The 12,093-nt window shown below is 35.2% G+C and carries 15 protein-coding genes; 10 read left to right on the top strand and 5 right to left on the bottom strand.

The window, feature by feature from the left end; genetic code table 11:
• Positions 1-69: 69 nt before the first annotated feature.
• On the bottom strand, positions 70-654 hold the full coding sequence (locus tag MKX31_RS02305) for a DUF3238 domain-containing protein (protein WP_000247255.1): 585 nt from the start codon (positions 652-654) through the stop codon (positions 70-72).
• Positions 655-795: 141 nt separating this feature from the next.
• On the opposite strand from MKX31_RS02305, the gene MKX31_RS02300 reads away from it, so the two are divergent.
• A complete protein-coding gene (locus tag MKX31_RS02300; protein WP_064473897.1) occupies positions 796-1,269 on the top strand; it encodes a MarR family winged helix-turn-helix transcriptional regulator in 474 nt (157 codons plus the stop codon).
• 127 nt (positions 1,270-1,396) lie between these two features.
• Here MKX31_RS02300 and MKX31_RS02295 read toward each other — a convergent pair whose 3' ends face one another.
• The 3 genes from MKX31_RS02295 to MKX31_RS02280 all read right to left on the bottom strand — a co-directional run bounded on the left by MKX31_RS02295 (position 1,397) and on the right by MKX31_RS02280 (position 4,858).
• Positions 1,397-2,659, bottom strand: a complete 1,263-nt coding sequence (locus tag MKX31_RS02295; RefSeq protein WP_064473898.1) for a neutral/alkaline non-lysosomal ceramidase N-terminal domain-containing protein — start codon at positions 2,657-2,659, stop codon at positions 1,397-1,399.
• A 108-nt stretch (positions 2,660-2,767) separates the two neighbouring features.
• The gene (gene spoVR, locus MKX31_RS02285) at positions 2,768-4,183 is read right to left on the bottom strand and encodes a stage V sporulation protein SpoVR (RefSeq protein ID WP_001202704.1); all 1,416 of its coding nucleotides are present in this window, start codon (positions 4,181-4,183) and stop codon (positions 2,768-2,770) included.
• Positions 4,184-4,297: 114 nt separating this feature from the next.
• Positions 4,298-4,858: a nitroreductase family protein gene (locus tag MKX31_RS02280; protein ID WP_064473899.1), complete on the bottom strand. Its 561-nt coding sequence runs from the start codon at positions 4,856-4,858 to the stop codon at positions 4,298-4,300.
• A 232-nt stretch (positions 4,859-5,090) separates the two neighbouring features.
• Here MKX31_RS02280 and MKX31_RS02275 point away from each other — a divergent pair, with 232 nt between their 5' ends.
• The 9 genes from MKX31_RS02275 (at position 5,091) to MKX31_RS02235 (ending at position 11,778) form a co-directional block, all read left to right on the top strand.
• Positions 5,091-5,687, top strand: a complete 597-nt coding sequence (locus MKX31_RS02275; RefSeq protein ID WP_149174198.1) for a hypothetical protein — start codon at positions 5,091-5,093, stop codon at positions 5,685-5,687.
• A gap of 125 nt (positions 5,688-5,812) precedes the next feature.
• Positions 5,813-7,318, top strand: a complete 1,506-nt coding sequence (locus MKX31_RS02270) for a spore germination protein (RefSeq protein ID WP_064473901.1) — start codon at positions 5,813-5,815, stop codon at positions 7,316-7,318.
• The gene (gene gerYC / locus MKX31_RS02265; RefSeq protein ID WP_088047971.1) at positions 7,315-8,397 is read left to right on the top strand and encodes a spore germination protein GerYC; all 1,083 of its coding nucleotides are present in this window, start codon (positions 7,315-7,317) and stop codon (positions 8,395-8,397) included. Before MKX31_RS02270 ends, gerYC begins: the two co-directional genes overlap by 4 nt.
• A 12-nt stretch (positions 8,398-8,409) precedes the next feature.
• On the top strand, positions 8,410-9,510 hold the full coding sequence (locus MKX31_RS02260; protein WP_000147538.1) for a GerAB/ArcD/ProY family transporter: 1,101 nt from the start codon (positions 8,410-8,412) through the stop codon (positions 9,508-9,510).
• Between the two features lie 52 nt (positions 9,511-9,562).
• Complete coding sequence (locus MKX31_RS02255) at positions 9,563-10,072, top strand: PCYCGC domain-containing protein (protein WP_064473903.1); 510 nt, start codon at positions 9,563-9,565, stop codon at positions 10,070-10,072.
• Positions 10,073-10,192: 120 nt separating this feature from the next.
• Entirely contained in the window at positions 10,193-10,441 is a 249-nt protein-coding gene (locus tag MKX31_RS02250) for a YhdB family protein (RefSeq protein WP_001195461.1), read from the top strand.
• A gap of 164 nt (positions 10,442-10,605) precedes the next feature.
• The gene (locus MKX31_RS02245; RefSeq protein WP_064473904.1) at positions 10,606-11,025 is read left to right on the top strand and encodes a disulfide formation protein C; all 420 of its coding nucleotides are present in this window, start codon (positions 10,606-10,608) and stop codon (positions 11,023-11,025) included.
• Positions 11,026-11,037: 12 nt separating this feature from the next.
• The gene (locus tag MKX31_RS02240) at positions 11,038-11,490 is read left to right on the top strand and encodes a thioredoxin family protein (RefSeq protein ID WP_088047972.1); all 453 of its coding nucleotides are present in this window, start codon (positions 11,038-11,040) and stop codon (positions 11,488-11,490) included.
• A 72-nt stretch (positions 11,491-11,562) separates the two neighbouring features.
• Positions 11,563-11,778, top strand: a complete 216-nt coding sequence (locus MKX31_RS02235; protein WP_064473906.1) for a DUF1540 domain-containing protein — start codon at positions 11,563-11,565, stop codon at positions 11,776-11,778.
• A gap of 32 nt (positions 11,779-11,810) precedes the next feature.
• Here the strand turns inward: MKX31_RS02235 and MKX31_RS02230 are convergent, their stop codons facing one another.
• Positions 11,811-12,062, bottom strand: a complete 252-nt coding sequence (locus tag MKX31_RS02230) for a hypothetical protein (RefSeq protein ID WP_000834190.1) — start codon at positions 12,060-12,062, stop codon at positions 11,811-11,813.
• Positions 12,063-12,093: the final 31 nt, after the last annotated feature.

Here is a 12,093-nt window from a genome sequence, read left to right as displayed (position 1 = left end):
GCCACATAATTAAAATCTTTCTCTTTTACATTGGCTACTTCTTTCTTAAAAATGACGCTATATTTATAGCTAGATTTTCGTTTTAAAGCTATATTCCATTTCTCCAGCTAGCGCTGCTGGGGTATCATTCGTTTCTCTGAAATCATGTGTATATATTTTTTCAAATGAACGAAAGTCTATTTGTTTATAAAATTCATAGCAAGGGAAACCATCATGTAAACCTTCAATATGCACAATGCCACTTGTATTAACTCTTATAACCAAAAAATAATCTGCTGCGGGTGCCGCTGCGTTTAACGGATTACTTGCACTTGCTCTCATTTCAAATGAAACTTCATCCTCGCCCCATACGATATTAGTACATACAATATTTTCTGTACTTGTTTCTCCTTTTTGATACTCAATTGAACCATCTGAATTTGTAATTTTCACAGTAACGATGCAAGCATCTACATATGTGAAAATTTCTCTTTTATAAAAATCAACAATCACTTCTTGTTCTAATCTTGAACGCTTTGTATTTACAGCGAATGGTGTAAATTCACGTGCATCTCCAGCGTATTCAAAAACTCTTCCTGTTGCAGCATCCTTAATAGGCTTCAGCAACGCATACGGTGCAAATACACTCCCTCTAATTTTTACGATATTAACCATGTGAAACCTCCGTTGATTCTATTTATATAGATCATTATTTGTACTATACAAGATATAGTCAATTTGATTGACCATATCCTGTATAGTACAATAGGTTTTATACATAGTCAACTTAATTGACTACAATTGTGGAGGTTATACATGAATCATCAAACATTTAACGAACTAGACCTTACTTCACTTTTATCATTATCTTTCAGTACATTAATTACTGAACTGCATGACAGATTAAGTGAATTGGGATTTGAAGATATTAGGCCAGCACACGGCTTTATGTTCAAACGTATCCTTCCTAATGGAGCAACCGGTATAGAATTGGCTGAGTATTTAGGAGTTTCTAAACAAGCTGTAAGTAAAATGATCGATTCTCTTGAAAATAGTGGTTATGTCACGCGCAAAAAGCATCCTACTGATAAAAGAGGTAAAATCATTATTTTAACCGAACGAGGTTTAGCTGTAATGAAAACGAAAGAAGAAATAGTAGCTGAAATAGAGCAACGATGGATTGAAAACATAGGTACTGAACGAATGCAAATGCTCAAGGAAGATTTAACAACATTCGTTACTAAAGAAAATACAGAGAAATTATCATCAAATATACGACCTGTTTGGTAAGCAAAAACTCCATATAAAAACGAATCCATTTTGATCAGTCCCTTTCAAAATGGATTCGTTTTCTACAGTTTTATTAATAATTATTGCTTCTTTTAAATTTCATATCAAATATGCAAGAGTCTATATTTTACGCATTATATAATTCCATAGCTCTCTGCACGACTAATTCTGCCGTATTCTCCTCCGGTGGCATCAATAAATTCGTAACAGGCCCATATACAACAGGGTTTAGCTCTACTTCGTACCCACCATATGCAAACTCTTCTTTTGTCGGTAAATAACCAATATATCCATTCGTATATCCACCTAAAAAAGCTATTTCATTTTGAAGACGCTCTTTCACTTCTAAAGCTGTTTCTGAAAAAGGTTCCATCGGTATACCAAAGAACATACCATCATTAATTTGAAACAGTTGAACTTCTAAATCAATACGTAACTGCCGAATACCTTGCTTATATTTCTCTAAAATTATAGTAAGCCATTCATCCGTATTCACATCCCACTGCTTCTCAGCTAATTGAGCCATGCTTCGTATTTCATTAATTTCAGGAATATCTTTCAACTTCATTTGCATCGTACTTGAAACTGTTCTTAAACTTACAATTGGGCTATATGTAACTATTGGCAACATCGTTAATACATGTCCACTAACTGTGTAAGCCATTTGCTTTACTGCTTCCCTTGAACCGCGATACTTTGCATTTACATTGCCAGCAGCACCTTGCACAATAATAACAGGACAGTTTACGATTTTCTCAAGAATCTCTCTCGTCATTCCCGGATAATCCGCCGATAGTACATCGCTATCACCTTTTAACACATTCGGATGTGCCGTACAAAATACTATAATCCCAGATAGCTCCTTCGTTTCAGCATTTCTTATGGCTAACATGCCAATTCGTTTATCTACAACACCCTCTATATTTGTTCCCATCTTCGCTCTTCCATCAGATGTTCTCTCTCTTCGGTTTACCCCAATATAACCTGTCGTAACACTCCAGCCAATTTCACATGGCCTCAAGTTGTTATTCGCAGTAACAGCACCGTGCACTACATTATTTACTAAAATCGTTTTATACGACTTTATTAAAGGATGATCACCGACTGTTTCCGGACCAGAGTGTGTATGTGTATAAACAACAGTTATTCGCTCAAATGATATATGAAGCTCTCTCGCTATTTGTTCACGAATCATATTTGTATCTTCTACTAACATTCCAATATTATCAATACTTATAAACACAGTTTTCGTCTCATCTTTTTCAAATACAAAAACTGTCCCATAAATACACTCTTCAATATTATTTATTCCTGTCTCTCTATGGTATCCGACAAAATCAATACCTACAGGCGGCATAATATCCACCTTGCATACCCCTATTTTGCTCATTTGAATCGCTCCATTTCTCTATGTAACTCCCTTTTTCAAGAATAGCATATTTGACCTTGTTCCAAATAAAAAAGAACGGACATAGCATTCTATGTCCGTTCTTTTTTATCACACATACTTCCGATGAACCATCTTCCCATCATAAGAAAACACAACGCCCTTACTTTCCACAATCGACTCCATATGCACCGTTCTTCCCCATAATTGATGAATATATGGCAGTACTTTTTCTAAGTATTTTAAATCGAGCTCGATTCCTTCGTAACTATGTTTAATGTACAATTCTCCGTTCTTTAAGTAATCTCCATCTTCTACTACTAAGTACGGGAAGCCACCGTTTGTACGCATATTTACGAGCTGATCACGTACCTGTTCCCACTCTTTATCTATTACTTTATATTCTTTTCCTTGGCGCTGGAATAAGTACATATCTTCTCTCATTACGAGATCTTTGTTTAAGTAGTTTCTTAAGAATGATACATCCCATTCGATTTCGCGTACTTCAAAGATTTTGTCCCGACCAGATCCTGGCTTTACGCCGCGTCGTTTCATTTCTTCTGTCGGGTTATTGTAGCGTTCTTCAATATCTTCGAACATTTTAATACCGAGGTAGTATGGGTTAATGCTTGTTTTTGATGGTTGAACTACACCTGCATTAAGCTTTGCGAATTCAATCGCTTCAGAAGATGTTAAGTCCATTTCACGGAGTATGCGTTGATGCCAGTAAGAAGCCCAACCTTCGTTCATGATCTTCGTTTCAAGCTGCGGCCAGAAATATAACATTTCCTCGCGCATCATCGTTAATATATCGCGCTGCCAATCTTCTAGCTCACGGCTATATTCTTCAATAAAGAGGAGTAAATCTTTCTCTGGTTGCGGCGGAATTTTCTTCTTTTTATGCATATTAGGTCGTTCTCTCTTTTTGTTTCGATCATCTAAATTCCATAAATCATCGTACTGTGATATCTTTTTCTTTTCTACATCCTCTTCTAAATCTTCAATACTCCACGCCAGTTTTGGACGCATAAGTGACGGATCAATGTGCTCTTGAATGGCAAGTACGGCATCCAAAAATGTTTCGACTTCTGCCTTTCCATACTTATGCTCATATGCTTTCACGCGATCAGCCGTTGCCGCCATACTCTCCACCATATCTCGTTTCGTATTAGAGAAGCGAATATTATTTTTAAAGAAGTCACAGTGCGCTAAAACGTGCGCTACAATTAATTTGTTTTGAATTAACGAGTTCGTATCTAATAAAAAGGCATAACATGGATCAGAGTTAATAACGAGTTCGTATATTTTACTAAGACCTAAATCGTATTGTAATTTCATTCTAAAAAACTGTTTTCCAAAACTCCAATGTGAAAACCGCGTCGGCATCCCATATGCACCAAATGTATAAATAATTTCCGCTGGACATATTTCATAACGCATCGGATAAAAATCAAGCCCAAATCCAGTCGCAATTTCCGTAATTTCCGCAATCGCATATTGCAGTGCTTTATCGTCACTTGCTCTCATTATTTTCCCTCCTTACACTTTCCCTTAAGAAAGTGTATGATGAGGAACAAGCTTTCATGAGGATTGATTGCATAATAAAAAGACATCCTCATAAAAACGAGAATGTCTCATCTATTAACCTTCAATAATCTCCATCTTCTCCATAATCGGTGTACGAGCTTTTCCTTCTGGTGCTTTATCGAAATAGCCAAGGTGAAGAATTCCAACGATGCGTTGACCTCTTGTTAAACCGAGTCCTTCTATAAATAATGGATTGTAGTTTAATCCGCCTGATTTCCAAACACATCCTAATCCACGCTCCCAAGCAAGTAGTTGGAAGTTTTGCATAAATGCACATGTTGCAGCGTAATCTTCGTCGCGTTGAATTTGACGTGGATCTTCATTAATATAAACAACAATTTGTGCAGGCGTGCTTAAGAAACGATCTGATAAGATTTTACCGCGTTTCGCTCTTTCTTCTTCTGTGAAAGAGTTTAATACTGCATCTACTAATTTTTTGCGACCTTCTCCAATGTATAATTTACAATTCCATGGTTCACGGTGTTTATGATTCGGTGCCCACGTTGCGTCGTTTAATAGTTCAATTAATAACTCTTTATCTACAGCTTTATCTGTGAATGTACGTACAGAGCGTCTTTCTTTAATCACATTTGCGATGGAAGTATATGTAGTCATATTTTTCTCTCCCTTATTTTCATCTATATGTATACATTTGTTATTGATATTGATTTTCAATTTCGATTATACCTTAGTTTTTTACTATTAATCAATGTTTTATGTTGGAAAACTTCCAAAAACGTCATTTTATACTGTGAATAAAAAAACTTAACTTGTTCACAAGTATTTCACATTTTATGGAAATGATATGTGTACAGTTTTCCACATTATCCATCTAGGAGGAGTTTATATGTACAAAAAAATCGCAGTAAGTATGACCATGGCAACATTATTATTCGGGGCAACCGTCTTCCCTACTTTCGCTGCCACGCCAAAAGAAGTAACATTGCACCATCATAAGCCTATTTCAGAAGAAGAAATGCAGTCGCTCGAAAAACTCGGCTATAACAAACATGAAATTTGGAAAGCTGCTCATATTGCAAAAATGAGTAAAAAAGAAATAGAAGACGTTTTAGCTTACTATAAACAAAATAAATCTTGGGAGAAAACAGCCCAGCATTTCGGCGTAGATCCAAGTAAGTTGAAAAAACATCATATAAATAAAGAGACGAAAAAAGCACTACTGCAAGAATTAGCAAATATGCAAAAATCTACACCAGATGGACTCAAACAAAAAATGAAAGAATATAATATCGGATTACGTCAACTTACAGTATTAACAATCATCTCTCAAAAAAGTAATACCCCTCTCGATGATGTACTAAAAATGAAAAAAGATGGAATGGACATTAAGCAAATTGCAGAAAAACTAAACGTGAAAAAAGAAGATATACGTGCAGAAATGATTAAATTAGTGAAGTCTATTAAAGAAAAGAACACAAATTAACATGCCAAAAAGGAAGAGATATTTAATACTCTTCCTTTTCTTTATGAACTTTCAATTTTCAAGTATAAATTCCCGTCTTTCCCAAAAACTAACACAAGTAAATGATGTATGTCAGGGGTGAGAAAATGTTTCGTTTATCATCTAAAAAGAAGAAACAATCCGTATGCTCTGTTCCAGAATTCATCCACACTATGAAAGAATCCAGCGATTTTTCCTCTTACAATGTCATAGAGGATGGGTCATTATGTTTGTTTTATTATAAATCTACAGTTGAATCACTTATTATTAATCGATTCATTTTAACACCTATCAAAAAAGAATTAGATCGCATTCAAAATATAAATGACATAGCAAACATCGTCACACTTGAGGAGATTATTACCAATCCTTCTATTGATGATATCCGTGAAAAACTATTAAGTGGATATGTACTCTTGCAGCTAAAAGTTGATTCCCAAACAGCCGAATATGCACTGATTCGTGCTGAAAGTTTAGCTTTAGGTACACGATTATATAACGATACAGAAAATGAATATAGTGTCATCGGTCCCAAAATTGGATTCGTTGAGAATATTGATACGAATATACATTTACTTCGGCGAAGCATTGTAACAGAGCAATTAATTTTCAAAGAACTGTCCGTTGGCTCTATATCAAAAACAAAAATTGTAGTCGCTTATATGGCGGATATTACAAATGAACAGCATGTGAACACTGCAGTGCAACGCCTGCGAGATATTGATTTTGATTACCCTTTTGATGCAACTATGATTGAACAGTTTATTAGTGATAATAGCAACTCACCTTTCCCTGTTTTACTGCCTACAGAGCGTTTAGACCGATCCGTTTATGCATTACTGAATGGAGGAGTCGTCATTTTAACAGACGGTTCACCATATGCATTAGCTGGACCCGCAACACTACTCGATTTCTTCGTCTCTCCAGAAGACTATTATTTACCATGGATAGCAGGGTCATTTCTTAGATTAGTTCGTTTTTTTGGTGCAGCATTCTCTCTATTTTCATCAGCTATTTATACAGCTGTATTAACGTATCACTATCAAATGATTCCAGCAGATTTACTCGGCCCTATTATTTATTCTAGAGCCAACGTACCATTTCCACCTGTTTTGGAGGCACTTTTTTTAGAAATTACAATCGAATTACTGCGCGAAGCTGGGGCGCGTTTACCGACTAAAGTCGGCCAAACCATTGGTATTGTTGGCGGCATTGTAATTGGGCAGGCATCTGTTGAGGCTGCTTTAACGAGCACCATCTTATTAATTGCTGTTGCGTTGTCTGCACTAGCTTCTTTTACAACACCAACAGTAAAAATGTCTTCTACTATCCGGATATTACGCTTCCCTCTCATCATTTTAGCTGGAGCATTTGGAGGTGTAGGGCTTATCGTCGGATTTGTATTCATATTGGCTCATTTAATTCGCTTAAAATCACTTGGATCACCTTATTTATTACCTTTATACCCATTTCGCGGGTTAGGTACAGCTGAAGGACTCCTTCGCCTTCCATTTAGTCAAACTGCAGGACGTGCTTCTTTTCTAAGACCAAAAAAGAAATGGCGCTATGATCCAAACAAAGCGAAAGAAAAACACGACGGTGAGGAAAAATGAAAAATATTTTATTCTGCTTTTTCATTATCATTTTAATTTTTCAATCTGGTTGTACAGAAGCAAATATAGTTGATACACAGCGAATGATTCACGTAGGTGGATTCGATATAATAAAAGATAAAAAATTTCGCGGGACAATTTTATATCCCGATTACACAAAAGGCGTACAATCTAAACCAGAAACTCAATCAACCCATGCAGGTACAATTGAAACTATATCTTCCCTTCTAAACGCCAAATCGCCACATACGATTGCTGTAGGTCAAATGCGTGTTGTCCTATTTGGAAAAGCATTTGGTGAACATGGACTTGGAGATGTTATTAACAACTTACAACGTGATCCTAACATTGGACGAGATGTACAACTAGCGCTTGTAGATGGTTCAGCAGAAGAATTACTTAAACATGTCAGAACAAATGGATCACTTTATCTATCTGATTTACTGGAGCAAAATATAAAAAACGAGACAATCCCGCGGACAGCTTTAAATATTTTTTTATATAACTTCTATTCATCTGGATGCGATCCATTTCTTCCTTACATTCAAGTATCAGAAGACAAATCTGCTTCCATTAAAGGACTAGCTTTTTTAAAAAAGGATAAAGTGGCTATGTATACAGATAAGAAAAGGTCTTTTTTATTTAAATTACTCATTAATCCAACGAAAAATGGGCGTTACGAAGTTCCGATACGTCAAGGTAAACATAAAGGTTTGATTGCTACTCAAAACTTATCTGGAAAAAGTGTATGTTCTCTTTCACCAAACGGTGATATTCCGAAAGTTAACATACACTTAAAATTAAATGGACTCATAAAAAATGCTCCTAGTTGGCTTGATTTATCAAAGAGTGAAAATGTAACTTACGTAAAAAGACATGTAGAAAAAACACTTGAGAAGGATTTAAACGAATTAATACAAACATTCCAAGAAAAAAAAATCGATCCAATCGGTATACGTGAAGAAATTCGTAGTCATTCAAGAAAATGGAGCATGAAACAAATTCAAGATATGTATCCTAACGTAGACGTTGCTGTCAATGTAAAGATTAATGTCGTACAATCTGGTATCGGAGAATAGTGAGGTGCTATCATGACTGGACAAGATAAAACACATACAGTTTCCCCGTATTTCACATTCCTTCTATTACACTCTCTTCAAATTGGAGTAGGGGTGTTAGGATACCAAAGGATTATTGCGCAATTTGCCGGTTATGACTCTTGGATTTCTCTTATTATCGCTGGTATTGCAACTCATATCGTATTATTTTGTATGCTGAAAATGTTAGAAAAAGATAATGATTTAATGAATATCCATACGACATGTTTCGGAAAGTGGATTGGAACATTTTTTTCCGTATGCTTTGCGGCATATCTTCTATTATTTTGCCTTACTGTTCTTCGTACATATATTGAAGTTATTCAAGTTTGGGTCTTTCCTACAATTAAACCGTGGAAATTAACTTTACTATTTTTACTTGTAGCTTATTACATAATTAGAGGCGGCTTTCGTTCTGTAACAGGAATATGTTTTTGGGGCGTCATAATACCGATTTTCGTCCTGTTCTTCTTAGTTTTCCCAATGAAATATGCGCATGTTCGTAACATCTTTCCAATTCTAACTCATTCACCTTTAGACATTTTAACTGCAGCGAAAGCATCTGCATTAGAATTTCTCGGATTTGAAGCAATCCTTGTTTTTTATCCATTTATTAAAAAAGGAAAATCGTTAAATAAATGGGCACATGGTGGTATTGCTTTTACGACGCTCCTCTACGTAATATTAGCCATCGTTTCCCTTATGTACTATAGCCAAGGGCAACTACATCATACAATTTGGCCAACCTTAACGATGCTAAAAATTATTAAGGTGCCTTTTATTCAAAGGTTTGAGTACATCATTATTTTCATATGGTATCTTATTATTTTACCTAATCTTTGTTTAACCATTTGGTCTTCTTGTTGCATTAGTAAAAAATCTTTTCACATACCTTTTAAAATCACACTGCCATTTTTTATCGCAGCTATCTTTATTTCGTCCTTATTTTTTACAAACCGTGAAAGTATCAACACATTAAATACAGTACTATCTCAAGCTGGCTTATATATTGTATACGCCTATATCCCAATTTTATTTCTATTTCATTCACTACGATGGCACTTCAAAAATCGTTCAAAAAAAGCTTCTCCCTAGGTGTTTTAGTCTGATACAATTTGATTAATACATTTGTAAAGGGGACAAGCGTATGAAGAAATATGTATTTTCTTTACTTGCAGTACTGAGTTTAATTCTTGCTGGTTGCGGAGCTACTAGTACAAATGAAAAGAAATCATCTGAATCAAAAGAAGAGCATGACCACGCATCGCATACTCAGCAAGTTGACATTCAAGAAAAAACAAAAGGGGTCGACACACTTCCTACCTTCTTAGACAAGCTTGATCCACAAATGAAAGATATCTATACTGTAGCTGGACAAAATGCAGAGCTATTAGATTGGATTCCATGTTACTGCGGTTGCGGTGAGAGTGTGGGACATAAAAATAATAAAAACTGCTTTATTCGTGAAATTAAAAAGAACGGTGAAGTTGTCTGGGATTCCCACGCAACGACTTGTGTCAATTGCTTAGAAATCGCAGTTGAATCTGCTTCCATGAAACAAAAAGGAAAATCAACGCTCGAAATTCGTAACTATATCGACAATAAATACAAAGAAGGCTATGGCAAACCAACACCTACGCCAATGCCAAAAGCTTAAAAACGAGGAAATTCCTCGTTTTTTCTTTTCATTCGCTTTTTTTCTTAACAAATTCTTTCAAGTGTATTTCTCCTTGCTTGTCACACACTATATATAACTCCTCAGTAAGGAGGGTACACAGTGCAAACATATAACGACTATGACAAAGCTCTCTATTACACGTATAGCTGTAATTGGGATAAATTACTCGTTCTTATGGTTCAAACGAACGATCAATTATTTTCTAAGCGTATTGAACATTTTTTACACGCTTATCAATACAGTAAAGAAATGCCAGAAGTTGATAAACAATTGCAGCTCCTATTTCAATATATTGACCATGCATCTCAAAAGTCACATATAGAAGAAGTAGAGCAAATTCAAATGTAAAATATAGCGCTATTCTCTTCAGGAGAATGGCGCTTTTTTAAATATTGATATCAATAAAAGTTTCCTCTTATAAAACTTTTATTGATAAACATATTTTTTCTTTCTTTTCTGTGCCACTTCATACTATAATTTAGTATGTAACTATTATAAGAGAGGTATAAAATATGAGACGAGAAAAAAAGCAAGAATATGCTTTACTTACCGCGTGGGGAGCTTCTTTTATCGCTACACTAGGAAGTCTTTATTTTTCCGAAATCATGAAATTTGAACCTTGTGTACTTTGTTGGTATCAACGTATTATTATGTATCCATTCGTTTTATGGCTTGGTATAGCTGTAGCAAAGAAAGATTATCGCATCGCAAGTTATTCTTTACCAATTGCAAGTATTGGTGCTTGTATTTCTTTATATCACTATGCAATTCAAAAAGTCGCAGCATTTTCAGCTGCTGGAGCAGCTTGCGGACGTGTACCCTGCACCGGAGAATTCATAAACTGGTTTGGTTTTATTACAATCCCGTTTTTAGCACTTATCGGCTTTATTACAATCGCTGTTTGTAGTTTTATTGTAATAAAAAACAAATAAGGAGATGAAAAAATGAAAAAAATGCTTATATTTGGTGGTATTATTATCGCCTTGTTTGCAGCAATTTTTGCTGTTACACAAATGGAAGAAAAAAACGCTACTAGCCAGAAAATTGATAATGCTACTGATAGTAAGACAAATGGCCCTGACTACTACACAAACAAAATCTCTCTTTCAGATCTTCAAAAGAATTTACAAGAGAAAAAAGAAGAAACAGTATACTTTTATCAAACATCTTGTGTTCATTGTCAAAAGCTATCTCCTGTCGTAGTACCAATGGCTAAAGACTTGAACGTTGATATGAAAGTTATGGATATTGAAAAACTAGATGTTCCTTGGGATGAATATAAAATTAAAGGAACTCCAACAATCATTCACTTTAAAGATGGCAAAGAAGTAAGCCGTATTAGTGGTGAACAACCGGAAGACAAATTAAAAGAATGGCTTGAGCAAACGAAAAAATAACGAGAAAAGGAAACTCCTTCTACACATGAAATGGGCGTAAAATCCCAAACTAATGTATAAGGAGGGGGTTTTATGCCAGAAGTAAAATGCTCTGTTTCCAATTGCTCATTTTGGGGACAAGGTAACTTTTGTCAAGCAAATGCAATTGTTGTTCAACCAGATGCACAAGAATCTGGATCAAATGCAAATGGTTCATATACAGGCGCGGTTTTAACAAACGAGACGCTAGAAAGTTCTGTAACAACAAGTGTAGAAACTTGTTGTCATACATTTAAGCCAAAATATTAAACAAAAAAGCATACGATTACTCGTATGCTTTTTTACATTCCTCTCCAAAAATCATGCATGATAAAAAAGTACAAAATAACGAGAACAACTGTCCCACATAAGGTAATGCGCCGATATATACTCTTCTCTCCTTCTCTTGCTTTCACAAATGCCCAAATAAATCCGAAGAACAATATTAAATCAACATATGGAACATAAAAAGAAAAAACGAGAAACGCATACAAATACACGATAAATAAACAGGTCGTTACTAAGAAAATTTTAAAAGCAAATTCACTTTTCATAATGTAACCGCCCCCTATCTGTACTGTATTA

Source organism: Bacillus sp. FSL M8-0063 (assembly GCF_038005545.1).
GTDB lineage: Bacteria > Bacillota > Bacilli > Bacillales > Bacillaceae_G > Bacillus_A > Bacillus_A wiedmannii.
This window is presented reverse-complemented; position numbering and strand designations above follow the sequence as displayed.

What these genes read in the sequence shown, in the direction of transcription:
- MKX31_RS02305 (WP_000247255.1), bottom strand. Translation starts at nt 654, where the DNA reads ATGGTTAATATCGTAAAAATTAGAGGGAGTGTATTTGCACCGTATGCG.
- MKX31_RS02300 (WP_064473897.1), top strand. Translation starts at nt 796, where the DNA reads ATGAATCATCAAACATTTAACGAACTAGACCTTACTTCACTTTTATCA.
- MKX31_RS02295 (WP_064473898.1), bottom strand. Translation starts at nt 2,659, where the DNA reads ATGAGCAAAATAGGGGTATGCAAGGTGGATATTATGCCGCCTGTAGGT.
- spoVR (WP_001202704.1), bottom strand. Translation starts at nt 4,183, where the DNA reads ATGAGAGCAAGTGACGATAAAGCACTGCAATATGCGATTGCGGAAATT.
- MKX31_RS02280 (WP_064473899.1), bottom strand. Translation starts at nt 4,858, where the DNA reads ATGACTACATATACTTCCATCGCAAATGTGATTAAAGAAAGACGCTCT.
- MKX31_RS02275 (WP_149174198.1), top strand. Translation starts at nt 5,091, where the DNA reads ATGTACAAAAAAATCGCAGTAAGTATGACCATGGCAACATTATTATTC.
- MKX31_RS02270 (WP_064473901.1), top strand. Translation starts at nt 5,813, where the DNA reads ATGTTTCGTTTATCATCTAAAAAGAAGAAACAATCCGTATGCTCTGTT.
- gerYC (WP_088047971.1), top strand. Translation starts at nt 7,315, where the DNA reads ATGAAAAATATTTTATTCTGCTTTTTCATTATCATTTTAATTTTTCAA.
- MKX31_RS02260 (WP_000147538.1), top strand. Translation starts at nt 8,410, where the DNA reads ATGACTGGACAAGATAAAACACATACAGTTTCCCCGTATTTCACATTC.
- MKX31_RS02255 (WP_064473903.1), top strand. Translation starts at nt 9,563, where the DNA reads ATGAAGAAATATGTATTTTCTTTACTTGCAGTACTGAGTTTAATTCTT.
- MKX31_RS02245 (WP_064473904.1), top strand. Translation starts at nt 10,606, where the DNA reads ATGAGACGAGAAAAAAAGCAAGAATATGCTTTACTTACCGCGTGGGGA.
- MKX31_RS02240 (WP_088047972.1), top strand. Translation starts at nt 11,038, where the DNA reads ATGAAAAAAATGCTTATATTTGGTGGTATTATTATCGCCTTGTTTGCA.
- MKX31_RS02235 (WP_064473906.1), top strand. Translation starts at nt 11,563, where the DNA reads ATGCCAGAAGTAAAATGCTCTGTTTCCAATTGCTCATTTTGGGGACAA.
- MKX31_RS02230 (WP_000834190.1), bottom strand. Translation starts at nt 12,062, where the DNA reads ATGAAAAGTGAATTTGCTTTTAAAATTTTCTTAGTAACGACCTGTTTA.